Annotated in this window: 15 protein-coding genes; 14 read left to right on the top strand and 1 reads right to left on the bottom strand. The window is 43.0% G+C overall.

The features are described 5' to 3' along the window. The first annotated feature begins 14 nt into the window (after positions 1-14). Positions 15-2,180 carry a family 78 glycoside hydrolase catalytic domain gene (locus tag AB669_RS17810; RefSeq protein ID WP_047800684.1) on the top strand — a complete coding sequence of 722 codons (2,166 nt, stop codon included), beginning with the start codon at positions 15-17 and terminating at the stop codon, positions 2,178-2,180. A gap of 48 nt (positions 2,181-2,228) precedes the next feature. On the opposite strand, the gene AB669_RS17805 is transcribed toward AB669_RS17810, so the two are convergent. Next, entirely contained in the window at positions 2,229-3,002 is a 774-nt protein-coding gene (locus tag AB669_RS17805; RefSeq protein ID WP_047800683.1) for an IclR family transcriptional regulator, read from the bottom strand. 273 nt (positions 3,003-3,275) lie between these two features. Between AB669_RS17805 and AB669_RS17800 the strand changes: the two genes are divergently transcribed. From AB669_RS17800 to AB669_RS17740, 13 genes are all read left to right on the top strand, one after another. Beyond that, the gene (locus tag AB669_RS17800; protein ID WP_047800682.1) at positions 3,276-6,035 is read left to right on the top strand and encodes a family 78 glycoside hydrolase catalytic domain; all 2,760 of its coding nucleotides are present in this window, start codon (positions 3,276-3,278) and stop codon (positions 6,033-6,035) included. Further along, complete coding sequence (locus AB669_RS17795) at positions 6,028-7,140, top strand: glycosylase (protein WP_047800681.1); 1,113 nt, start codon at positions 6,028-6,030, stop codon at positions 7,138-7,140. The genes AB669_RS17800 and AB669_RS17795 overlap by 8 nt, the downstream gene beginning before the upstream one ends. A 16-nt stretch (positions 7,141-7,156) precedes the next feature. Next, positions 7,157-9,550, top strand: a complete 2,394-nt coding sequence (galB, locus tag AB669_RS17790; protein ID WP_047800777.1) for a beta-galactosidase GalB — start codon at positions 7,157-7,159, stop codon at positions 9,548-9,550. Between the two features lie 32 nt (positions 9,551-9,582). Beyond that, positions 9,583-12,987, top strand: coding sequence for a glycoside hydrolase family 2 TIM barrel-domain containing protein (locus AB669_RS17785; RefSeq protein ID WP_082120728.1), 3,405 nt, complete (start codon positions 9,583-9,585; stop codon positions 12,985-12,987). A gap of 4 nt (positions 12,988-12,991) precedes the next feature. Then, entirely contained in the window at positions 12,992-14,152 is a 1,161-nt protein-coding gene (locus AB669_RS17780; RefSeq protein WP_082120723.1) for an ABC transporter substrate-binding protein, read from the top strand. Beyond that, complete coding sequence (locus AB669_RS17775; RefSeq protein WP_047800679.1) at positions 14,149-15,300, top strand: CaiB/BaiF CoA-transferase family protein; 1,152 nt, start codon at positions 14,149-14,151, stop codon at positions 15,298-15,300. Before AB669_RS17780 ends, AB669_RS17775 begins: the two co-directional genes overlap by 4 nt. A gap of 3 nt (positions 15,301-15,303) precedes the next feature. Next, entirely contained in the window at positions 15,304-16,467 is a 1,164-nt protein-coding gene (locus AB669_RS17770) for a CaiB/BaiF CoA-transferase family protein (RefSeq protein ID WP_047800678.1), read from the top strand. Further along, positions 16,460-17,698: an extracellular solute-binding protein gene (locus tag AB669_RS17765; RefSeq protein ID WP_047800677.1), complete on the top strand. Its 1,239-nt coding sequence runs from the start codon at positions 16,460-16,462 to the stop codon at positions 17,696-17,698. Before AB669_RS17770 ends, AB669_RS17765 begins: the two co-directional genes overlap by 8 nt. Continuing rightward, positions 17,695-18,771: a Gfo/Idh/MocA family protein gene (locus AB669_RS17760; protein WP_047800676.1), complete on the top strand. Its 1,077-nt coding sequence runs from the start codon at positions 17,695-17,697 to the stop codon at positions 18,769-18,771. Before AB669_RS17765 ends, AB669_RS17760 begins: the two co-directional genes overlap by 4 nt. A 3-nt stretch (positions 18,772-18,774) precedes the next feature. Then, a complete protein-coding gene (locus AB669_RS17755) occupies positions 18,775-19,215 on the top strand; it encodes a MaoC/PaaZ C-terminal domain-containing protein (protein ID WP_047800675.1) in 441 nt (146 codons plus the stop codon). A 72-nt stretch (positions 19,216-19,287) separates the two neighbouring features. Next, the gene (gene fucP / locus AB669_RS17750; protein ID WP_047800674.1) at positions 19,288-20,580 is read left to right on the top strand and encodes an L-fucose:H+ symporter permease; all 1,293 of its coding nucleotides are present in this window, start codon (positions 19,288-19,290) and stop codon (positions 20,578-20,580) included. Beyond that, positions 20,580-24,014 (top strand): glycosyl hydrolase, encoded by a 3,435-nt coding sequence (locus AB669_RS17745; protein WP_053058463.1) that lies wholly within the window; start codon positions 20,580-20,582, stop codon positions 24,012-24,014. Before fucP ends, AB669_RS17745 begins: the two co-directional genes overlap by 1 nt. Positions 24,015-24,017: 3 nt before the next feature. After that, positions 24,018-26,042, top strand: coding sequence for a glycoside hydrolase family 127 protein (locus AB669_RS17740; RefSeq protein ID WP_047800673.1), 2,025 nt, complete (start codon positions 24,018-24,020; stop codon positions 26,040-26,042). Positions 26,043-26,057: the final 15 nt, after the last annotated feature.

Genomic DNA, 26,057 nt, shown 5'->3' with positions numbered 1-26,057 from the left:
CAAAATATATAAACATGAAAAATTTAAGAAAAACATTACTGCTGGCTTTAGTCACCTTTTCAACAGTACCTGTATTTGCACAGCATGCCTCCTGGATCTGGTATCCCGGAGATTTCGATATTTACATGAGCAATGTGATGCAGAACCGGAGAACAGAAAGAGGTTCTTTCTTTCCGGTATTCTGGAAAATGGATAGTCACTATGTACTGGTCGATTTTCATAAGGAATTTACCCTCTCACAGCCGGAAGAGGTGAGGCTTTATGTAGAAGGAACTTACAATGTGAAAATCGATGGGCAGGCGATTTCCGGTTTCCCGAAGAGCATACAAATCCCGGCAGGCAAGCATAAACTAAGCCTCAAGGTGTACAATCAGGCACATGTACCCGCAATATATGTCAAGGGAGAAACCGTCGTTTCTGATGAAACCTGGTTAACTACATTTGAAGATAAAGAGTGGATTGATGCCAGTGGAAAAACATCCGATAAATCGGGTACCACCTTCGTGTCAGCAGGTTCGTGGAACTTCAACGACCCGGCCAGATTACCTTCAGCATTTAAATTGCCAACTGTGCCACAATCAGCTTTGAAAACAGAAAAAGCGGGTTCGGGCTACGTGGCTGATTTCGGAAAAGAGACCTTCGGTTTCATCAAGGTGCACGGATTAAAGGGTAAAGGACGATTAAGCCTTTACTATGGCGAGTCCAAAGAAGAATCACTATCAACTGCTAAATGTGAAACTTTAGATGACCTGGATATTGACCTGAGCGTAAAAAGAGATTCCATTATGCCCTTATCAAAAGCCTTCAGGTATGTCAACTTTCAGCCTGGTGCCGGTGTTTCTGCTGATTCAATTTCCATGCTTTATGAATATGCACCGGTTACAGAACGGGGGAGTTTTAAATCGTCGGATGCAGAGCTGAACAGGATTTACGATGTGGCTAAATATACTTTCCACCTGAACACCCGCGAATTTTTCATAGATGGGATCAAACGCGATCGCTGGGTTTGGAGTGGCGATGCCTATCAAAGCTACCTGATGAATTACTATTCATTTTTCGATGCACCGACGGTTAAACGGACTTTATTGGCTCAACGTGGAAAAGATCCGGTTACGGCACACATCAATACCATTATGGATTACTCTTTCTACTGGTTTCTTGGTATCTATGATTACTATAAATTTACTGGTGATCAGAAGTTTGTTCAGGATGTTTATCCCCGAATGCAGTCTCTAATGACTTATATAGATGGTAGGAAAAACAAAAATGGCCTGCTCGAATGGATGCCTGGCGATTGGATTTTTATCGACTGGGCAGATAAACTGAGCAAAGACGGGGAGGTGAGTTTTGAACAGTTGCTGTATGCACGGAGTTTGGAAACAATGGCTTTATGTGCCAGGCTGGCAAATGATGCTGATGGTGCCGCCCGCTATGATCAGCAGGCCAAAGTATTGAAGGCAAGGATTTTTGAATTATACTGGAATCAAACTAAAAGCGCTTTAGTACATAGCCGGGTGGATGATAAGCAAACCGACAATGTAACGCGTTATGCCAATATGTTTGGAATCTTTTTCGACTATTTTACGCCAGAGCAAAAACTGGCTGTAAAAAAGAATGTGCTTTTAAACAATGAGGTAGCGAAGATTACAACACCTTACATGCGCTTTTATGAATTAGAAGCGCTATGCGCCATGGGCGAGCAACCCTATGTTTTAAAAGAAATGAAAAGTTACTGGGGCGGCATGTTGAAGCTGGGCGCTACCTCCTTCTGGGAGGAATATAATCCGGATAAAAAAGGGACAGAACATCTGGCCATGTATGGAAGGCCTTTCGGAAAAAGCCTTTGCCATGCCTGGGGCGCTAGTCCGGTTTACTTGTTGGGAAAATATTATCTCGGCGTTCAGCCTACAACCCCGGGTTACGAAACTTATATCATTGAACCAAATTTAGGTGGTTTAGCATGGATGGAGGGTAAAGTGCCAACTGCCAATGGCGATATTACCGTTTATTGCAGTAAAAAAGAGATCAGGGTAAGTGCTGCAACCGGCACGGGTACATTGAAAATAAACAGCAAAACAAAACCGGTAGTGAAAGGTGCTGAAGTGAAGGAAATCGCCAGAGGGAAATATGAAGTAACCATTGAGAAGGGTAAAGATTACACCGTGAAATACACCGGTTAGTTTTTACCAGACCTCGCAGATCACAATCTGCGAGGTATAAGCGATGCGTTAAACGCCAATGCGTTGTTCAATCTTCTTCACGCATTTATTTGCTTCCGCAAGAATCACATCATTTTCAATGGCCTTATCGGCATTCAAGGCATTTAACATCGATATGGTTAAACAGGCAATAATGCCATCATTGCCGCCGATGCCAATTGGTACAGAAATATCCGTTACGCCTGAAACAGAATCACTGTTTTTAAAGTAGGAACCCGTTTTCTGAATTTCCTCCAGCGAGCTGATGAAATCTTCCTGCTGCGGTTTCGAGTATTTTTTGAAAATACCATTGTTTTTAAGGGCCAGGGTGCGTTCTGAGTCGGGCATGTAAGCCAGTAAAACCTTACCTGATGCAGTTAGTGGCAAAGGGAACAGGTTACCCTCTTCAATAGAAAGTGCAATTGGCCCCGGACTTTTAGCATGAATAATTACCATTACCTGATTCATATACAAAATACTTAAGTGGCAGGATTGGCGGATGCTGTTGGCCAGCTCCTCAAGCGGAAACTGTGCGGCCTTGCGCAGTTCGTCCATCGGAGAGTGCCTGTGCGACAGGTAGAACAACTTTAACGAAAGCCTGTATTTTCCCGAAACTTCATCACGCAAAATATATCCACGGCTCTCCAGGCTCATCAGCATCCGGTAAATTTCATTAGGGGTTTTCTCAATACCGATAGCAATTTCCGTTTGTGAGAGGGGGATGGATTGTGCTGATAAATATTCCAATATATCAAGGCCTTTATCTAAGGCGGGCGCTTGATATTTAGATTCCTTTTCGTTCATACAGGTTTAAATTTGGTCGTAGCGTATTTTTTACAATTTCAAACATACAAAATGCTTTCGGATTTACCATTTAGAAAGCTTCTATATCAATCTAAAGTATTAAATGTTTTCATATTTAAAAAAAATATTTATATTTGAATTAGTAGTGAGAGCTAATCCCGAGCTGAACTTCAGCCTGACGATAAAAAGGAATATTGTATTTCTTTAATTGCTTTTGTAGCTGATAACCAATTATAAATCTAAATAAAATACCTTAAAGGTGTAAATTATTTAATGAGCAAAATATTAGTCTTTTTCTGGCTTTTCTTATTTAGTATTTCGCTTTTTGCGCAGGATATTAAAGTTGCCCGTTTAAGTTGCAGCTATCGGGATAATCCGATAGGGATAGATTTTGTCTCACCCATTTTAAGTTGGAAGCTTCAATCGTCAGGAAGTAATGTGATGCAATCTGCCTATCAGATATTGGTTGCGAGCAGCGCTGCTCAACTAAACAAAAACGTTGGTGATGTTTGGGATACTAAAAAAGTAATCTCTGCCCGGTCAATTCAGATACCATACAAAGGAGCGAAATTGTTTTCAGCTAAAACCTACTTCTGGAAAGTCCGGGTTTGGAATGGCTCAGGAGAGGTTTCTGCATGGAGCAATACTGCTTTCTGGCAAATGGGTTTACTTACGGCTCAGGACTGGAAAGGCGCAAAATGGATTGCATTTGAGAAGCTTGCCGATTCGAATGTCAATGTTCTTCCTACAGATGGAAAAAAGGATAAGTACAATGCGAATAATATTTTACCTATGTTCCGTAAAGATTTCGCGGTTACCAAAAGCATCAGGAAGGCAACTGCTTTTGTTTCTGGCTTAGGGCATTTCGAAATGAGTTTAAACGGACAGAAGATAGGTGAGGATTTCCTGGCACCTGGCTGGACGAAATATGATCGCGAAGCACTATACGTGAGCTACGACATTACCAGTCAGATTAAAAGAGGTAATAATGCCGTTGGTGTAATGCTGGGCAATGGTTTCTATTATATTCCACCGGTAAAGGAAAGATATCGGAAACTTAAAGTGGCTTACGGTTACCCGAAAATGATTTGCCGGCTTTTGATAGAATACAGTGACGGAACTTCTGCTAATATCATTAGTGATCAAAGCTGGAAAACAGCACCATCGCCAATAACCTTTTCCAGTATTTATGGTGGAGAAGATTACAATGCAAATCTGGAACAAAAGGGCTGGAACCTGGCTGGTTTTAATGATGCTAAATGGAAAACAGCGCTTCTGGTTAACGGACCTCTGTTAAATGCACAAAAAGAAGAACCCGTTAAGGTTTTTGAAAACTTTACCGCCCAAAGCATCAAAACTACAGGTAATGGGGAATGGGTTTACGATATGGGCCAGAATGCGTCGGCGATTATTGAATTGAAGGTGCATGGCAAAAAAGGAGATACAGTCAGGATTACACCTGCAGAATTAATCAAAGCAGACGGACAGGTAACGCAGAAAAATATCGGCGGACCTTCTTATTTCACTTATATTTTAAAAGGGGATGGTGTAGAGACCTGGCGTCCGAGGTTTTTTTATACCGGATTCAGGTACCTTCAGGTGAAAGGGGCTGTTCCCGCAGGAGAGGTTAATGCAGCCAACCAGACAGTAATCAAAAATTTAACAGCATTGCACGTTAGGAATGCTGCAGAACAAATCGGGGAATTTACCAGCTCTCACGAACTGTTCAATAAAACCTTCAGGTTGATCGACTGGTCGGTTAAAAGTAATATGGTGAGCGTTTTTACCGATTGTCCGCACCGCGAGAAACTGGGCTGGTTAGAACAATTGCACCTGATGGGAAATTCTGTTGGTTACAACTACAATGCGGCACCTTTATTTAAAAAGGCCTTACAGGATATGAAAACCTCCCAGCTGCCAAACGGGCTGATCCCTGAAATTGCACCTGAATATGTGAAGTTCGAATGGGGCGGAGATATGTTCCGCGATTCACCTGAATGGGGCAGCAGCGGTATATTACTTCCCTGGTATTTATATCAGTGGTACGGAGATAAAGAAGCGATAGCGGAATACTATCCGATGATGCAGGGTTACCTGAAGTACCTTGCTGCAAAAGCAGAAAACCACATTTTGTCGCAAGGTTTGGGCGACTGGTATGATTTAGGTCCGAAAGCACCAGGCGTATCTCAGTTAACACCAATGGGCGTAACCGGAACGGCAATTTACCACTACGATTTAAAGATAATGGAAAAGATGGCTACGCTTTTAGGTAAAAAAGCTGATGCGCTGGCCTATTCAGACCTTGCAGCTAAAGTAAGAAAGGTATTTAATAATCAGTTTTTCAATAATAAAACCAGGCAATATGCATCGGGTTCTCAAACGGCTAATGCCATGGCAGTTTACATGGAACTGGTGGAGGATGAGCATAAAAACGCAGTAATTGATAATCTGGTTAAGGACATAAAAAACAGGAAGAATAGTTTAACTGCCGGCGATATTGGTTACCGCTATGTGTTAAGGGTATTAGAAGACGCCGGACGATCGGATGTGATTTTTGATATGAACAGCCGGTCTGATGTACCAGGTTACGGAATGCAGATCGCGAAAGGGGCTACGGCATTGACTGAAAGCTGGGCCGCTTTGCCAACCGTTTCTAACAATCATTTTATGCTGGGGCATCTCATGGAATGGCTGTACAGCGGGCTGGGTGGAATCCGTCAGGCAGAAGGTGCTGTTGCTTTTAATCACATTAGAATAGAACCCGAAGTAGTCGGCGACTTAACCGCTGCTCGTGTCAGTTACAATTCTCCTTATGGCCAGATCTTGTCATCATGGACGAAAACAAAAAAACAGTTTACGCTGGAAGTCAGGATTCCGGTGAACACAAAAGCGGATATTTATTTTCCGGGCGACGGAAAGCAAACCATTACAGATGAAATTAATCCACGTATTAATGCTTTAAGTTTTGAAAACGGAAAAGCAAAATTAACAGTGGGTTCAGGTCACTATAAATTTATATGCACAAATGACTAGAATCAAAATCATCCTATTCCTGATGGTGATTGCCTTTAATGTGCAGGCACAAACACCAAACCCGATTTCGAATGCGGAGATGGAAGAGATTTATGAGGAAGTAAAAACGCCTTATAAGTACGGCTTGGTGATGGTTCCTGAAGATAAAGAACACAAAATGGATTGTCCCACGATATTCAGGAAGGGTAAATTCTGGTACATGACTTATCTGATTTTCAGCGGTCGCGGTTACGAAACCTGGCTATCAAAGAGCAGTGATTTACTGCACTGGGAAAATCAGGGAAAACTAATGTCATTTGACGATTCTGGTAAATGGGACGACAATCAAAAAGCCGGGTACAATGCTTTGCTGGATATGAAGTGGGGCGGGAGTTATGGTGTGAAATCTTTTGACGGAAAGTACTGGATGTCTTATTTCGGCGGGAAAGAAAAAGGATATGAAGTGGAACCGCTGTCCATTGGAATGGCGTATACCACAACGCATCCATCACACGTACAGGAATGGACACGTTTAGATAAACCTGTTTTAACTGCTGCAGATGTGGATGTGCGCTGGTGGGAAAACCGCAATAAGCTTTTTAAAAGCACAGTAATAGAAGACCAGAAAAGACTAACCGGACATCGCTTCGTAATGTACTACAACGCTGTTGGTGATTCTTTGGCAAATAATAAAAAAACACGCTGGTACGAGCGTATTGGTATGGCGGTTTCTGATGACATGGTTCAATGGCAACGTTTCAATCGAAATCCTGTGGTGCATCATCCCGTGGGTATTACCGGCGACGGCGTGATTCAGCAAATTGGCGATAAATACGTGATGTTTTATTTCGGGGCATTCTGGCAGGATCGAAAAGGTTCATTCAATCGTTTTGCTGCGTCGAAAGACCTGGTAAACTGGACCGACTGGACCGGCGATAACCTGATTGAGTCGTCAGAAAAATATGATGAATTGTATGCGCACAAATCTTTTGTATTGAAATACAAAGGGGTGGTGTACCACTTTTATTGTGCGGTAAATAAGCAGGACCAGCGCGGAATTGCAGTAGCCACATCGAAAGATTTAGGTAAGAGTAAAGTAGATTTTGTTAGCGAATCCAGAAAATAGTATGAAGGTTTCAAACATGGAGATAAAATATAAATTATTGTGGTTGATGCTCTTTTGGAGTGTAGGGACTTTTGCGCAATCACGTGTAAGAGAAAACTTCAACAAAAACTGGAAATTCTTTCCCGGGGATGAGCTTGGTGCAAAATCTCCTGCCTATGATGACATCAGCTGGCGTAAACTCACATTGCCTCACGACTGGAGCATCGAGGGAAAATTCGATGAGAAAAACCCTGCCAAGCCTGAGGGCGGTGGTTTGCCAACCGGAATTGGCTGGTATAGAAAAACTTTCAATGCACCGGCGAATTTTCAAAACAGATTAGTTAGCATTGAATTTGACGGGGTGTACAAAAATAGTGAGGTATGGGTTAACGGCAAATATCTGGGCAAACGTCCTTATGGCTACGCCTCATTTTCTTATGATATTGGCAAATATTTGAAGACCGGTAAAAACATCATTGCTGTTAAGGTCGACAATTCAGCCCAACCCGATTCCCGCTGGTATTCGGGATCAGGAATTTACCGGAATGTTTGGCTGACATCGACAGCCAAGATTGCCGTTGCCAATTGGGGAACTTTCGTCACCACCGATAATTCCGGCCATATAGAGGTTCAAACCCAGTTGCTGAACAAAACGATGAACGCTCAGTCTGTAGCAGTAAGCCATGCTATATATGCAAGTGATGGAAAACTGGTTCTCAAAAGTAGCGCTCAAACCATTCAGGTCAGTACATCTGGCGGAGCAGCCAAAACCACACTGGATATCAAAAATCCAAAACTGTGGTCTGTTGAAAACCCCAACCAATATAAATTGATTACTCAGATTCTTCAAAACGACAAATTGATTGATACTTATGAAACTAGGTTTGGAATCCGTTCATTCAACTTTGACGCCGATAAAGGCTTTTCTTTAAATGGAAAAGCAATGAAGATTCTCGGCGTTTGTCTGCATCATGACTTGGGGGCGCTGGGGGCCGCTGTAAATACCCGTGCCATGGAACGCCAGCTCGAAATCATGAGATCCATGGGGGTAAACGCTATCCGCACCGCACACAATCCACCGGCACCAGAGTTTCTGGACTTGTGTGATAAAATGGGTTTCCTGGTGATGGACGAAGCATTTGATATGTGGGCGAAAAAGAAAACCAAAAACGACTACCACCTCAATTTTCCGGAATGGCATACGCGCGATCTGGAAGACATGGTGTTACGCGATAGAAATCATCCGTCTATCATCCTGTGGAGTATCGGAAATGAAATTCGCGAGCAGTTTGACAGCACCGGGATTGCCATGACCAAAGAGCTGGTTGCCACGGTTAAAAAATTGGATCAAAGCCGCCCTGTAATCTCCGCTTTAACCGAAACTGATGCCAGGAAAAACTTTATCTATCAGGCGAATGCGCTTGATATTTATGGCTTGAATTACAATCATAAACTATACAAAGACTTTCCTAAAAACTATCCCGGTGTAAAGTTTCTGGCAACAGAAACTACTTCAGCTTTAGAAACCCGGGGCTTTTACGACACAGCAGATACCATCCGCCGCTGGCCTAAAGATGGGAAAACAAAGTTTACAGAAGGAAACAGGGAATGGTCAGCATCCTCTTACGATAATGTTTCTGCTTACTGGGGTTCCACGCATGAGGAAACCTGGAAAGCAGCTAAACAATACGATCATGTTTCAGGACTTTTTGTATGGACAGGTTTCGATTACCTTGGTGAACCCTTGCCTTATCCCTGGCCAGCCAGAAGCTCCTATTTCGGGATTGTAGATTTAGCCGGATTTCCTAAAGATTCATATTATATGTATCAGAGCGAATGGACTAACAAGCCCGTTTTGCATATACTGCCGCACTGGAATTGGGAAGCCGGAAAATCGGTAGAGGTTTGGGCTTATTACAACAATGCCGATGAAGTGGAATTGTACCTGAATGGCAAGTCGCTTGGAAAAAAATCGAAACAGAACGATGATTTACATGTGCAGTGGAATGTCACTTTTGAACCCGGAACTTTAAAAGCTGTTTCCAGGAAAAACGGCAGGGAGGTGCTCACTCGTGAAGTGAAAACGGCGGGTGCACCGGCTAAAATCGAGTTAGTAGCCGACAGGAAAAACATCAAGGCCAATGGTGAAGATCTATCTTTTGTTACAGTTCGCATTTTGGATGCCGCGGGCAACGTGGTTCCCGATGCAGATAATTTGGTGAATTTTAAAGTTGAAGGGAATGGATTTATTTCAGGCGTAGATAATGGTTTTCAGGCAAGTCTGGAGCCCTTTAAAGCGAGTTATCGCAAAGCTTTTCATGGTTTATGTTTAGCTATTCTTCAATCAACAGATAAAAGCGGAACAATGAAGTTAACAGCAAGCTCGGCAGGTTTATCTGCTTCTTCAATAACGATAAATACAGGGAAATGATGAGCCGATTGATGCAAACTAATAATCATTTGATGTTAAACGAGTCTCCCGCAGATTTCGATGATTCCCGCAGACCAGTTTTTTTAAAATCTGCGCAAATCTCCTTAATCAGCGGGAAAAAACTGGCTATTCACTCAAATGTTCTTAAATGCCTTATATGGTTAAATCTTTTATTGCTGTCACTTACTGCATCTGCCCAACTGGTCGACAAAACACCAACAGCCGTTCAAAAAGCCCCTCAAATTTATAACAAAGAACCCTGGGAAGACCAATTAGTGAGCGGCATCAATCGCGATGCTTCTCGTGCCACTGCCTATTCTTTCGCAAACATTGAAGATGCCAAAAAAGGAAATCGAGATAAATCTGCCAGGATGATTTCGTTAAACGGCGATTGGGATTTCTCTTTTGCCATCAAACCAGCAGATGCGCCAAAAGACTTTTATAAATCCCGTGTAAGTGGATGGAAAAAAATAGAAGTCCCGTCAAACTGGGAGATGAAAGGATATGATAAACCCATTTACAAGAGTGCTGTTTACCCCTTTCGGCCTGTAAATCCGCCAAATCCGCCAATGGATTATAATGGTGTCGGAAGTTATCAGCGCACTTTTTCTACCCCTGAAAACTGGAAAGATATGAACATCACCCTGCATTTCGGAGGGGTGAGTTCGGGATATAAAGTTTGGGTGAATGGTAAATTTCTGGGTTATGCGGAAGATAGTTTTCTCTCTTCAGAATTTAACATTTCGCCGTATTTGCAGGCCGGTGAAAATATTTTATCGGTTCAGGTGATGCGCTGGACGGATGGCAGTTTCCTTGAAGATCAGGACCACTGGCGTTTGAGTGGAATCCACCGCGAAGTGATGCTACTGGCAGAACCAAAATTGAGAATTGCTGATTTTTTTGTGCAAACTAAACTGGATAAAGATTATAAAGACGCCACTTTAAGCATCCGTCCAAGAATAGAAAACCTCACGGGCAAAGAAGTCAAAGGCTATAAAGTTACAGCATCCCTTTTCGATGGCAATGGTGCTGCGGTACTTGATAAACCCCTGGAAAGAAGTGCAGAAAGCATTATCAACGAAATCTGGCCACGACTGGATAATGTGAAGTTTGGTTTGCTGGAAAGTAAAATTAAAAACCCTGCGAAATGGAGTGATGAGGTTCCCAACCTCTACACGTTGACCATCTCATTGGAAGATAGTTTAGGTAGAGTGCTGGAAGTTAAAAGCTGTAAGGTTGGTTTCAGGAGCATCGAATTTTCCAAGATCAATGGTAAACTTTTAATTAACGGTAAGGAAACCTACCTGTATGGAATTAATCGGCCCGATCATCATCCTACTAAAGGAAAAGCTTTAAGTCGCGCGGATATTCTGGAAGATGTCCAAACCATCAAGCGTTTTAATTTCAACTGCATCCGGACCAGCCATTACCCAATGGACCCGTATTTATATGATTTATGTGATGAATATGGAATTCTGGTGATTGATGAGGCCAATCTTGAAACCCATGGTTTGGGTGGTAAACTCAGCAACGATCCCACCTGGACAGCAGCTTACCTCGAACGCAGCAGCCGAATGGTGATGCGGGATAAAAATCATCCAAGCATCATCATCTGGAGTTTGGGAAATGAATCAGGAAGTGGCCCAAATCATGCTGCCATGTCGGCATGGATTCACGACTTCGATATCACCCGCCCGGTTCACTATGAGCCTGCCATGGGTAATCCCCGCTTAGATGGTTACATGGATCCGGGCAATCCTGCGTATTTGAAACCTAACGATCACTCGCACAGGTTGCAAAATCCACAAGACCAACCTTACGTTGATATTGTGAGTAGAATGTACCCAAGCATTTACACGCCAAAAATGCTTGCTGAACAGCAGAACGGTGATAACCGCCCGATTTTCTTCGTCGAATATGCACACGCCATGGGAAATTCAGTTGGCAACATGAAAGATTTCTGGGATGTATTTCGTTCTACGCCACGCATTATAGGTGGTGCCATATGGGAATTTAAGGATCAGGGAATTCTGCAAACTGATAGTGTTGGAAACAAATTTTACGCTTATGGCGGCGATTTTGGTGAAAAGTACTTTGATAACTTCACCATAAAAGGCGTGGTCAATTCTGATGGGCAACCTAAAGGAGCGATGTTTGAATGTAAACGCGTTTACCAGGGTGCGCAAACCGAATTAGCAGATCAAACCAAAGCAATCATCAGAATTAGTAACAGACATGCCGTTAAAAATTTAAATGCCTATACGGTTACACTGATCGTTCGGAAGGATGGAGCAGTTGTCAGCGAGAAAGTATTGCCGGCGATCAATTTAGCTGCCGGAAGGGATACTTTATTGAATGTTTCAAAGTATTTACCAAAAATGGAACAAGGGTCAGAATATTTAGCTGATGTTCATTTTACTTTGAGCAAAGATGAATTATGGGCCAAGAAAGGATTCGAGGTAGCATCAAATCAATTTGCTTTGACAGGTTTAGCTAGCGCTAAAACCGTTGATCATATCAATCCACCAAAACTTTCAGGCAGTGTTGATATAGAAACCTATTCCGGACAAAATTTTGCAATCGGCATCAGCAAAAAGAATGGTGCTTTGGTTTCTTACAAGTGGAAAGGCACGGAGCAAATCTTTGCCCCATTGTTGCCTCATTTCACCCGTCCGTTAACGGATAACGATAAACGTGGCTGGAAGTCGAATAAAAAATTAAAGCAATGGTATGCCAACGATTTAAAACTGATATCAGTTTCGGGAGGCAAAGCTGACGCAAAAAATGGTTCTGATTTAATCGTAACAAGTGAATATAGTCTGATTAACGACAGCGCAAGAGTAAAAGTTAACTATGAAATCTCATCAACAGGTACCATTAAAGTTGATTATGCCCTCATGGTAAAGCCTGGTTTGCCTAATATCCCAAAAGTAGGAATGCAACTGGGTGTACTTCGTAACTACAATACCATTTCATGGTATGGAAAAGGCCCGATGGAAAACTATATCGACAAAAATTATGCTGCTGATGCTGCGATTTACAGCGAACCTGTAAACAATTTTATGGAGCATTATGCCGTTCCGCAGGAAAATGGAAACCGGAACGATGTGCGCTGGATGTATTTTTCGGATCCCGCAAAAAAGCAGGGTTTGCTTTTTGCAGCAGACAGTTTGCTGAGCATGAGTGCCAGCCCTTACACAGACGACAACGTTCATGCGGCGAAACATACAAATAAATTGAAGGATGCCGGGTATTTAACGGTAAATGTGGATTTAATACAAATGGGCGTAGGCGGGAACGACAGCTGGAGTGATGTCGCCGCACCACTGCCACAATATCAAATCCCATCAAAGAATTATCATTACCGCTTTTATCTTTTGCCTTTCGAGGGTAAAAAAGAGGAAGTGAGCAATAAAGTAAAACGAATAAAATTTTAGCATTGTGGAGAAGACCATTAACTTAAAAGGAATAACCTGGAACCATAGTCGCGGACTTTTACCCATGGTGGCAACGGCGCAACGATTTTCTGAATTGTACCCGAATGTTAACATCACCTGGGAGAAGCGAAGTTTACAGCAATTTGCCGACTTTTCTATTCAGGAACTGGCCGAGAGATTTGATTTGCTGGTTATCGACCATCCATGGGCAGGCTTCGCAGCCAAAACCAAATCAATTGTAGCCCTCGACTTTTACCTGTCGGAAGATTATTTGAATGATCAGCGCCGTAATTCGGTTGGGGAGTCATATGAAAGCTATTTCTACGATGAACATTTATGGGCGCTGCCCATTGATGCCGCAACACCGGTAGCCGCATCAAGACCGGATCTTTTGGCAGAAAAAGGTTTACAGTTGCCACAATCTTTCGAAGATCTTTTGGCACTTGCCGATCAGGGCTTAGTTGCATTTGCAGGTATTCCTATTGATGTTTTAATGAATTTTTACACGCTTTGCTGCTCACTGGGCGAAGACCCATGTCAGAATGATACGGCGGTAATATCACCCGAAGTCGGAATAAGAGCCTTAAAGATGTATCGTGAGCTAGCTGCGAAAATAGATCGGGAAAACTTCAACCGTAATCCGATTCAGGTATATGAAGCCATGACTAAAACCGATGAAATTGCTTACTGCCCTTTTGCTTACGGTTATTCAAACTATTCGAGAAACGGTTATTCGCGTAAGGCTTTGCATTTTCACGATATGATTTCTATGGATGGTATAACGAATTTAAGAAGCACACTGGGGGGAACGGGTTTGGCAATTTCTTCAAAATGTGAGGAAATAGATGTGGCAGCCAAATATGTGGAATTTGTGGGATCTCCCGCCTGTCAGTCAACCTTATTTTTCGAAAGTGGTGGTCAGCCAGGTCATTTAGCCGCATGGAAAAACGAAGAAATTAACCGACAGAGTCAGAATTATTTCAGCAACACCTTACCGGCTTTACAGCGTGCTTTTTTACGCCCGCGTTACCACGGCTCAATGTATTTCCAAGACCATGCCGGTGATGTGGTACGCGATTATCTGATGAACGGTGGAAATGAAGAGGAGGTACTATCCGCTATGAATACCTTGTATATTACATCTAAAAGTTTAGTGTTATCATGAACAGACCACTAGAAGGACTCTTGGTTTTAGAGTTTTGCCAGTTTCTGGCCGGGCCATCTGCAGGATTGAAGCTTGCGGATCTGGGCGCCCGTGTCATTAAAATTGAGCGACCTGAAACAGGCGACGCTTGCCGGCAGTTATCCATCAAAAATCTTTTTGTAGATGATGACAGCTTGCTTTTTCACACCATCAACCGTAATAAGGAAAGCTATGCTGCGAATCTGAAAAATCCTGAGGATTTGGAAAGATTAAGAAAACTTATCAGCAAAGCAGATGTGATGACACATAATTTCCGTCCCGGGGTGATGGAAAAGATAGGTCTGGATTACGAAAGCGTTCAGCACATCAACCCTAAAATCGTTTATGGTGTGGTTACCGGATATGGAAATGAAGGTCCCTGGCGGAATAAACCTGGTCAGGATTTGCTGGTTCAGGCCGTTTCGGGCTTAACCTTTTTATCTGGCGTAGATATAGATGGACCGGTTCCATTTGGCCTCTCGGTGTCGGACATCATGTGTGGAAACCATCTTGCACAGGGGATTATGGCTGCCTTAATCAAAAGGGCCAAAACAAACAAAAGCGTTCTGGTTGAGGTGAGTTTACTGGAATCTGTTCTGGATGTGCAGTTTGAAGTGATCACAACTTATCTGAATGACGGGGGTAAATTGCCTGACAGAAGCGGAGCAAAGGGTAGTGCGCACGCCTATTTGAGCGCACCTTATGGTATGTACGAAACTAAAGACGGCTACATTGCCATGGCGATGGGGAATCTTCCGAATATATGTGCCATTATCAAATGCGACATTGATGATTTATATGTGGAAGCAGGTTCGGCATTTGAGAACCGCGACCAGCTAATCGTACGCCTGGCCGAAACTTTCAAAAAGCAGGATACCACTACCTGGGTAAATCTTTTAGAAACGCATGGTATATGGTGTGCAGAAGTGTTAAATTACCAGACTGCTACTGCTTTAAGTACCTATAAAAACCTGGAGATCGAACAAAGTTTAGATCTTGGAGGCGACAAGACTATTAAAACTACTGTTAGTCCGATCCGGTTAGATAATGAGAAGTTGTTTGCAGCGAAAGCTGCACCAAAACTGGGTGTTGATACCCGGAATATTAATACAGAATTTGAATTGAATTAGCATATGAGACCGCTCGAAGATTATTTAGTTATCGATTTCAGCCAGTTTCTATCGGGACCCTCGGCAAGTCTGCGTCTGGCCGACATGGGCGCCCGTGTAATTAAAATTGAGCGTTTAGGTGTGGGCGACATTTGCCGCACCCTTTACACCTCAAATTTGATCATGAATGGAGAATCATCTGTTTTTCATGCCATCAATAGAAATAAAGAAAGTTTTGAAGTGGATTTAAAAAGTGAAGAAGATTGTGAAATGGTACGCGAACTGCTCAAAAAAGCAGATGTGATGATTCATAATTTTCGTCCGGGTGTAATGGAGCGTTTAGGTTTCGATTATCCTTCGGTCATCGCCTTCAATCCCAACATTATCTATGGGGAGATCTCCGGTTATGGGAACACAGGAGAATGGAGAAATAAACCTGGTCAGGATTTATTGTTGCAATCGGTTACCGGTCTAACTTCATTAACCGGTAACGCTGATAGTGGCCCTGTAGCCATGGGTTTATCCATCGTCGATATGTTAGCTGGCGCGCATTTAGCACAGGGACTTCTGGCTTGTTTATACCGCAAAGCGATAAAAAATGAGGGCGGATTTATACAGGTGAGCATGATGGAATCGGCTTATGATTTCCAGTTTGAAACCATTACAACCTTTATGAACGATGGCGGCGCTTTACCTGAACGATCAAAAAAGAACAATGCCAACGCATATTTAGGTGCACCCTATGGTATTTATCAAACAGAAAACGGATATTTAGCATTGGCAATGGGTTCAATTCCTCAACTTGGTAAATTACTGGGTTGCGAGCAATTGGAGGATTACCTTGAAATCAGTGAGGCATTTGATAAGAGGGATGAAATAAAGACGATTTTAGCTGATCATCTGTTATCAGATACAACTGAAAAATGGCTTTCCATATTGGAACCCGCCGATATATGGTGTGCCGACGTTTTGAACTGGAACGCCTTAATGGCGCACGAGGGTTTCAAAGTTTTGAATATGATCCAGGAAGTGGAAATGGTGGATGGTTATAAATATGAGACCACCAGATGCCCGATTCGCATTGACGGCGAATTACTCACTTCACCGGTAGGTTCGCCAAAGTTGGGGCAGGATAATGAAAAAATTATCAAAGAATTTACAACACAGAATACAATTGCAAATGCATAACCAGATAGATACTTTTAAAATAGCCGTCCGCAAATTTGCTCCCTTTGAATCTGCCATGCAGAAGTTCTGGGACGAGTATTGCGCTTTTTCCGGCTGTAAACTGAAGCTGGAGATGGTGGTAATGGATTTGCATGAATTATACAACAAAACCATTACTGAAAAAGGTTTGGCAAATGGCGACTTTGATATTGCCCATATCAACACCGATTGGGTTTTTGAAGGTTATGTCAACCAGGATTTCGAGGTTTTAAACCCCTACATCAACAGAAATAAACCTGACGATTTCCCAAGGGGATGGAGTAAATCCCTTCTGGGTTTACAACGTTTCGGCTGGGAAGTAGTGGGCTTGCCCTTTCACGACGGACCTGAATGTTTTATTTACAGAAAAGATTTATTTGAAAGTGAAACGGAAAAGGCAGGTTACCTGGCACAATTTGGTAAAGCTTTGGAAATACCCCAAACCTGGGAAGATTTCCATCAGGTAGCACAGTTTTTTAATCGTCCGGAAGAGCAGTTGTATGGCAGTGTTTTCGCGTGCTACCCAGACGGGCACAACACAGTTTTTGATTTTTGCCTGCAATTGTGGACCAGGGGCGGAGCCCTCACTGATAAAAATGGCTTCATTCAAATCAATACGCCTGAAGCTATTGACAGTCTGAATTTCTACCGTACAATCGTAAACGATCAAACTGCTGTTCATCCGCAGTCTTTTGCTTTTGAATCTGTGGCCGCAGGCGCCGCTTTTTCTCAAGGTGAGGTCGCGATGATGATCAACTGGTTTGGCTTTGCTGCCGTTTGCGAAGTAGATGCAAACTCGAAAGTGAAAGGTAAAGTCGATGTTGCGCTGCTACCATCGGCTCCTGATCAGCTTTCCGCTTCGCTGAATGTATACTGGCTTTATACCATTGCCAAGGGTAGCAGAAATAAAGACATAGCCTATGATTTTTTACGCTTTGCATTGGCAGAAGAACAGGATAAACAACTTACTTTAGCCGGTGGAATAGGATGCAGGCTCTCTACCTGGGATGATAAGGAAATTAATGAAATTATTCCCTATTACCATAAATTAGCCGCATTACACGAGGTAGCAAATATGCTACCACAGAAACAAAACTGGGCCGCTATAGCAGCCATAATTGATCAAATGGTGCTGGACGCGATTCATACAGGCAAGCCTTCGGAAGAACTCGCTGAGCTTGCACAAAACCAGATTAATGAAATTGATAAATGAGTATTGATATAAAATATAAACCCGCATTACCCCAAACAAAACAGCCCATTATCATTATTGGTGCAGGTGGTATTGTGGCTGATGCACATCTCCCGGCGTACAAAATTGCAGGTTTCGAAGTTCACGGAATTGTAAACCGTACAAAAGAAAGGGCTCAAAAACTGGCCGACACTTTCGGAATACCCAATGTGTACAATTCGTTAGCAGAGGCCGTGGCTGATGCGCCCGAAAATACGGTATACGATTTAACCATTATGCCTGCCCAGTACATCGAAGCTTTAAACCAGTTGCCCGATGGCAGCGCTGTATTGATTCAAAAGCCAATGGGTGATGATTTTGCGCAGGCCAATGAAATCCTGGAATTATGCAGGGCTAAAAAGCTTAAGGCTGCAATAAACTTCCAACTGCGCTTTGCGCCTTTTGTCAGCGCCGCACGATATCTTATCGGGCAGGGTTTAATAGGGGAATTGTATGACATGGAAGTTCGGGTGACAATCAAGACCCCATGGGAGATTTTTCCGCATGTGATTATCCATCCGCGCCTCGAGATCCAGTATCACAGCATTCATTACGTCGATTTAATCCGCTCATTTTTAGGGAATCCTCAGAGTGTTTTAGCAAAGACCTTGAAACATCCGGCCAAAAAACTGTCATCATCGCGCTCAACAATTCTGTTTGATTATGGCGATACTTTACATGCCGTAATCAATACCAACCATGACCATGATTTCGGTCCTGATCACCAGGAAAGTTATATCAAATGGGAGGGGACCAAAGGAGCTATTGTTGCTAAAATAGGTTTACTAATGGATTACCCGCATGGTGTGCCTGATGTTTTTGAATATTGCCTGGTGGAAGATGGGAAATCTCCCGTGTGGCAAACAGTCAAACTCGAAGGATCCTGGTTCCCCGAAGCCTTCATCGGTACCATGGCAAACCTGATGCTTTTTAGTGAAGGATCAACAGATGTACTGCATACCAGCGTTGAAGATGTGATTCAAACGATGGCGGTTGTAGAAAGTGCTTACCAATCAAGTGATTTTGGTGGCGTTAAAGTAAAAGATAAAGAATAAACGATGTATTTCAAATCAACATTTTTTGAGGACTATCAGTTACAGGATAAACGTGTAACCCTGGGGCGCACTATAACAGAAACCGATTTTGTAGTTCATGCCGGGCATACCGGTGATTTTTTTCCACACCACATGGATGCAGAGTGGTGTGCCACCCAACCCTTTAAACAACGCATTGCACATGGCACGATGATTTTTAGTATCGGTATCGGTTTAACTGCGTCCGAAATCAATCCTGAGGCCATGTCGAAAGGTTATGATAAATTGCGTTTCGTAAAGCCGGTATTTATAGGTGATACCATCCACTCTGAAGTTACGATCTCTGAAAAAGGAGATAGTAAAAGACCAGAATATGGAACCGTAACGGAACATGTAGAAATCATCAACCAGCACGGAGAAGTCGTTTTAGTATGCGACCATTTACTCGTAGTAAAGAAAAAATAAACTAATGACAAATGGCTATTGAAAAATAACGTAATGGTCATTGAAGCATTGAACAAATAAAAACCAAATATAATGAACCACAACACACAGCCAGAAATTGTTACTGAGGGCGATCCGTCGTCAGGGAAAAAGTATTTATTGCCGTTTATTCTAGTGGTGAGCCTGTTTTTTCTCTGGGGAATGGCACACAACCTGGATTCCATTTTAATTCCACATTTAAAAAAAGCTTGTAATCTGAATAACCGCCAATCAACTTTGATTGATACATCTGTTTTCTTCGCTTATTTTTTAATGGCCATTCCAGCCGGAATGATCTTGAAGAAATGGGGGTACAAAGCTACCATGATTTCGGGATTACTCGCTTTTGCACTTGGTGCTTTTCTCTTTGTACCGGCTGCGAACAGCTTATCGTACATCACTTTTTTAATTGCGCTTTTTATTATTGGATGCGGCTTAACCATGCTCGAAACCTCGGCAAACCCTTATGCGGCAGTTTTGGGAGATCCTGCAAAGGCAACCAGCAGATTAAACTTGGCAGCCTCTTTCAATGGTCTGGCTGCGATGGTTGCACCGCTTATTGGCGGTTTATTTATTCTTTCTGGAAAATCTCATACCAAAGAAGAACTGGCGGCAATGACAGAAGTTGGCCGAAACAATTACTTTTTGGAAGAAGCTGCATCAGTTAAAACACCATATATCACTTTAGGCATTATTCTATTGGTTATCGCTGCAATATTTTATTTTATCCATCTGCCCGAAATTAAAACGAAAAGTATTGATGGGGAAGCTAAAGGCAGCTTTTTTGGAGCTTTACGTCACAAACATCTAAGATGGGCAGTTGTTGCACAGTTTTTTTATGTTGGCGCGCAAGTTTGTGTAACCAGCTTTTTTATCAGAATGGCACAACAGGGCGGTGGTTTTGATGAAAAAACAGCAGCTTCATATTTAGCTGTTTATGGCTTTTTGTTTACAGCAGGTCGGTTTGCCGGTACTGCACTTCTGCAGTTTATCGCCTCAAACAAGTTGCTGGCTATTTACGCAATCGTATCCGTATTATTATGTCTGGTGGCCATATTGGGACAAGGATCTTACGTAGTATATGCGCTTGGTGCTATTGGTTTCTTTATGTCAATTATGTTTCCTACCATTTTTGCGCTCGGTATTGATGGAATTGGGGAAGATACAAAACCAGGCTCTTCGTGGCTGATTATGTCGATTGTTGGCGGCGCTATCCTCCCATTCGGAATGGGTACTCTAATAGATATGTATGGAGATAATATCCAGATCGGCTATAGCATTCCATTGGTTTGTTTTGTGGTAGTTCTTTATTTCGGATTAAAAGGCTATAAAATTGCCCATAAGTAATGACGGATTTTAAATATTTCAGGGTTTTTATTTTTGCTTTGCTGATGAGTTTTATCTTGTCAGACAGCGTTTTCGCGCAACAAAACGAAAATGCAAAACCCTGGGTATTCTGGTATTGGGTTAAGGGGGCGGCTTCTAAAACAGGCATTACTGCCGATCTGGAAGCCATGAAAGCAAACGGGATTGGAGGGGCTTACCTCATGACCATTCAAGGTCCCGATAAAACACCTTTTTATAATCCTCCTGCAGTTCAGCTCAGCTCCGAATGGTGGAAACTGGTAGAATTTGCCATGATTGAAGCCAAACGGCTGGATCTCAAACTGGGCATGCACGTAAGTGATGGTTTTGCCCTTGCCGGCGGGCCATGGATTACACCTGATTTGTCCATGCAAAAGGTAGTCTGGACAAAAACCAATATCACCAATGGAGCCTCCGCAATAAAATTAGCCCAACCCGAAACAAAGGAAAACTATTATCAGGATATTGCCGTTTATGCCTTTCCCTCACCAACCGGCCAGGGCATTTCCACCAGAACTGTAATTCCTAAAATCACGGCAAGTAATGGCGCCGATGCAGGTGGTTTGATTCAACCTGGAAATAAGAAAAACTTCGGGGCCGCAGAGCCATGCTATATTCAGTATGAATTTGAGAAACCTTTCACCTGCAGAACAATAACCATTAAGGTAAGTGGCAACAATTATCAGGCGCAACGCCTGGCGATGGAGACCAGTGACGATGGCATAAACTTTCATCCGGCAGGGCGTTTAGAGGCGCCGCGTCACGGCTGGCAGGATACGGATGAGGATGTAACGCATTCCATCTCTCCATTAACCGCTCGCTTTTTCAGGTTTATCTATGATAAAAAAGGTTCAGAACCCGGTGCGGAAGATTTAGATGCGGCCAAATGGAAACCCTCCTTAAAACTCATCAATCTGGAACTATCGTCTGAAGCCAGCATCAATCAGTTTGAAGGTAAGAACGGTTCCGTATGGCGGATCAGTAAAAGAAGTACCGGGGAGCAAATTGCTAAAAATCTGTGTGTCCCTTTAAATAAAATCATTAACCTTTCAGGGAAGTTGAAACCTGATGGTACATTAAACTGGAAAGCGCCAAAAGGAAACTGGACAATACTGAGAATCGGGCACACATCCACAGGCCATACCAATGCGACTGCTGGTGGCGGAATGGGGTTAGAGTGTGACAAATTTAATCCGGAGGCAGTAAAGTTGCAGTTCGATAACTGGTATGGGGAAGCCTTAAAGCACGGCGGTCCGGAAATTGCCAAAAAGGTGTTGAGTGTTTTCCATGTGGATAGCTGGGAATGTGGCAGCCAGAATTGGTCACCCTTATTTAAAACTGAATTTTTAAAACGCAGGGGTTATGATTTAACACCCTATTTACCGGTGATGACTGGCCTGCCTGTTGAAAGTGCCCAGGTTTCTGAGGACTTTCTATATGATGTGCGGAAAACAATAGCTGAACTGGTAGTAGATCAGTTTTACAAAACACTGGCCATACTGGCTAAACAAAAAGGAGTCACCTTTACAGCAGAAAGTATCGCGCCGACAATGATGAGCGATGGTTTATTACATTACAAAACCGTCGATGTGCCCATGGGCGAATTCTGGTTGAACAGCCCTACGCATGATAAACCGAATGATATGCTTGATGCGATTTCAGGCGGACATATCTACGGTAAGAATATTATCCAGGCTGAGGCATTTACAACAGTAAGAATGGACTGGAACGAAAGCCCTGCAAACATGAAAACCCTGCAGGACAGGAATTATGCGTTGGGTGTAAACAGAATGGTTTACCACGTTTTTGTTCAAAACCCGGATACCAGTTTAAAACCTGGGGTAACCCTTGATGGCGTAGGCTTATACTTTCAACGTGATCAAACCTGGTGGATGATGGGAAAAGCCTGGGTAGATTATGCCGAAAGGACACAGGAATTGCTGCAGCAGGGTAAACCAGTCGTTGATATAGCCGTTTTTACGGGCGATGATTTTCCCCGTCGTTCGGTTTTGCCCGATAGGCTGGTGGAAACTTTACCCGGGATTTTTGGAAATGAGGTAGTCGAAAAGGAAAAGAAACGTTTGGCTAATGTGGGAGAGCCGCTCCGTCAGATTCCGGCAGGGGTAACTCACTCCGCAAATATGGCCGATCCTCAAAACTGGGTAAATCCCTTGAGGGGCTATGCCTATGATAGCTTTAATCCCGACGTATTGGCTTCGGCAACGGTAAAAAATGGCAATGTGGTTTTCGAAAGCGGAGCCAGCTATAAAATTCTGGTAATTCCCGGGGCCATGAAAATGAATCCGGATAACCGCTACATGAGCTATGAAATCCTGAAAAAACTTTCGGAGTTGATTAAAAGTGGGGCGAAGGTGATCGTTTCAGATAAACCACTTTATGAGAATGGAATTAGACAAGAGCGTCATACTGAATTTGATCAACTAGCCACTGAAATCTGGGATGGCAATTTTGAATCGTATAAAAGTAATGGCCATCCGCTTTATCAGAAGAAATTAGGTGCCGGAAGGGTTTTTCAGGCACCTTTTTATGGAGAAACTTTTGATGCTATAGGTTTAGAAAGGGATGTTGATGTTCAGGATAAAGGAGATGTTAAGCAAGGCGATGTCTATTCAAAGGCTGTCGGCTATTCTCACAGAATGGATGGAGATAAGAATATTTATTTCATTACCAACCAGGAGGATAAGAAACGCAGTCTTCAGTTCCACTTCAGAAACGCCGGAAAGTCGGCTCAAATTTATGATCCGGTAAACAATACCTTGTCAGCCCCCCTTGAGGTTAACGGTGGGGTTTCCGGAACCAATGTAGACTTAACCCTGTATCCAAATCAATCAGTTTTCGTCATACTGGATACACCTGTTGTTCGTTCTCAAAATACAGGGCAGCAATTTAATATTGCTAAAGAAAACAACTTCAAACCCATTCAGGACATTTCAACATCCTGGGAGGTGAAATTCGACCCTGCATACGGAGGTCCTTCGAAACCTGTCCCCTTTAAAGAATTAACAGATTGGACAAAACATCCGGATAGCACAATTAAATTCTACTCGGGCACGGCAACTTATACCAGAAACTTTACCTATAGCGGCAATACCAAAAATACATGGGTAGATTTAGGTGATTTTTCCAGCATGGCAAATGTAAAGATCAATGGCGTATCCTGCGGAACCTTGTGGACGTCACCTTACCGGCTGGACATCAGTAAAGCAATCAAAAAAGGAAAAAATATCATTACAGTAGAGGTTGTCAATACCTGGGCCAACCGGTTAATCGGCGATAGTAAGCTGCCCGAAAATAAAAGAATTACAAAAACAACTGCCCCCTTCCGTCTGGAAGGCAAACCTTTAAATCCTGCGGGATTGTTAGGACCGGTAGTGATACTATTGGAGGAGAAATAAGATATGCGCGCATTCAACATCTATTTAACCATTGCCCTGGCTACCCTTTCGCTTTTTGCAAAGGCACAGGATAAGTCCTTGGTGAACAATTCAAAATCACCTTATGCCAAATTGCACAGCATTAATATGACTGATGTGAGCTGGACAAAAGGTTTTTGGGCCGATCGTTTTAAGGTTGCTACCGAAACCATGGTACCCAATATGTGGGCAATATATACTGATCCTAAAATCAGCCATGCCTTCAAAAATTTTGAAATCGCTGCCGGACTCGATACAGGATCACATGCAGGTCCATCTTTCCATGATGGTGATTTCTATAAAACGCTGGAAGCTGTGGCTGTACTTTATGCCTCAACTAAAAATCCAAAACTTAGCACGATGATGGATCAGGCCATTGTGGTGATTGGAAAATCGCAACGCGAAGATGGCTATATCTACACCAAAGCGATGATTGAACAGCGAAAAACGGGTTCTAAAAATCAGTTCCAGGACCGGCTAAGCTTTGAGTCTTACAATATCGGCCACCTGATGACAGCAGGTTGCATCCATTACCGCGCTACCGGCAAAACAACTTTGCTCGACATTGCTAAAAAGGCAACCGATTATCTGTATAATTTCTATAAATCTGCATCACCAACACTAGCCAGAAATGCCATTTGCCCCTCGCATTATATGGGGGTAGTGGAAATGTATCGCACCACTAAAGATCCCCGCTATCTGGAACTGGCGAACCACCTGATTGCGATCAAAGGAAAAATTGATGATGGCACTGACGATAACCAGGACAGGATACCCTTTCTGCAGCAAACCAAAGCCATGGGGCATGCGGTGCGGGCGAACTACCTCTATGCCGGCGTAGCGGATCTGTATGCCGAAACCGGTAAAGATTCGCTGCTGAACACCTTAAACCTCATGTGGGATGATGTAAATCAGCATAAAATGTACATCACTGGCGGCTGTGGTTCGCTGTATGATGGAACTTCTCCTGATGGAACGTCATACAACCCTGCTGATGTTCAGAAAATTCACCAGGCTTTTGGCCGTGATTATCAGTTGCCGAATTTTACTGCGCACAACGAAACCTGCGCCAATATTGGTAACCTGCTATGGAACTGGCGCATGCTTCAGATTACCGGGGATGCCAAATACGCAGATGTTATGGAGCTTGCGTTACACAATAGCGTTTTATCGGGAATCAGCCTGGATGGTAAAAACTTTTTGTACACCAATCCACTTGCACAATCAGATGACTTACCCTTTAAACAACGCTGGAGTAAGGACAGGGTTCCCTACATTGCTTTATCAAACTGCTGCCCGCCGAACGTGGTACGAACCATTGCAGAGGTAAGTGATTACGCGTATAGCGTCTCTGATATGGGACTGTGGTTTAATCTATATGGCGGCAATAATCTGAGCACTAAGCTCGCAGACGGAACCAGGGTTTCGCTTGCCCAGGAAACCAACTATCCCTGGGATGGGCGGATCAAGATCAGCCTAAAGGAAACAGCAGCTAAATCCTATTCTCTGTTTCTAAGGATCCCATCATGGACCCACGACGCACAAATCAGCATTAATGGAAAATTAGCGCAAATCAAAGTCAACCCCGGAAGCTATGCGGAAATAAACCGGTTGTGGAAAAAAGGTGATGTAATCGAACTGAATCTGCCTATGGATGCAACGTTGATAGAGGCGAATCCACTGGTGGAGGAAAACCGGAATCAGATTGCCGTAAAACGCGGACCAATAGTATATTGCCTGGAGTCGACTGATTTGCCCAGAAAAAGCATTTTCAATGCCTTTATACCCACTTCAACCAGGTTCGAAGCTAAACCAATCCATATTGATGGGGCTGAAATGATGAGCCTGGTTGGACAGGCCAAAATAGTAGCGCCAAACAATTGGAAAAACGTATTGTACAGGCCTGTTGATAACAAGAATGTAACACAGGAAATAAAACTGATACCTTATTTTGCATGGGGAAACCGTGGCCATTCAGAAATGTCAGTATGGTTGCCGGTGAGTAGATAGATAAAGGAGATAAAA

This window comes from Pedobacter sp. BMA, assembly GCF_001027745.1.
Classification (GTDB): Bacteria; Bacteroidota; Bacteroidia; order Sphingobacteriales; family Sphingobacteriaceae; genus Pedobacter.
Note: the sequence above shows the minus strand (reverse complement) of the source record. Positions and strands in the feature narration are given on the sequence as shown.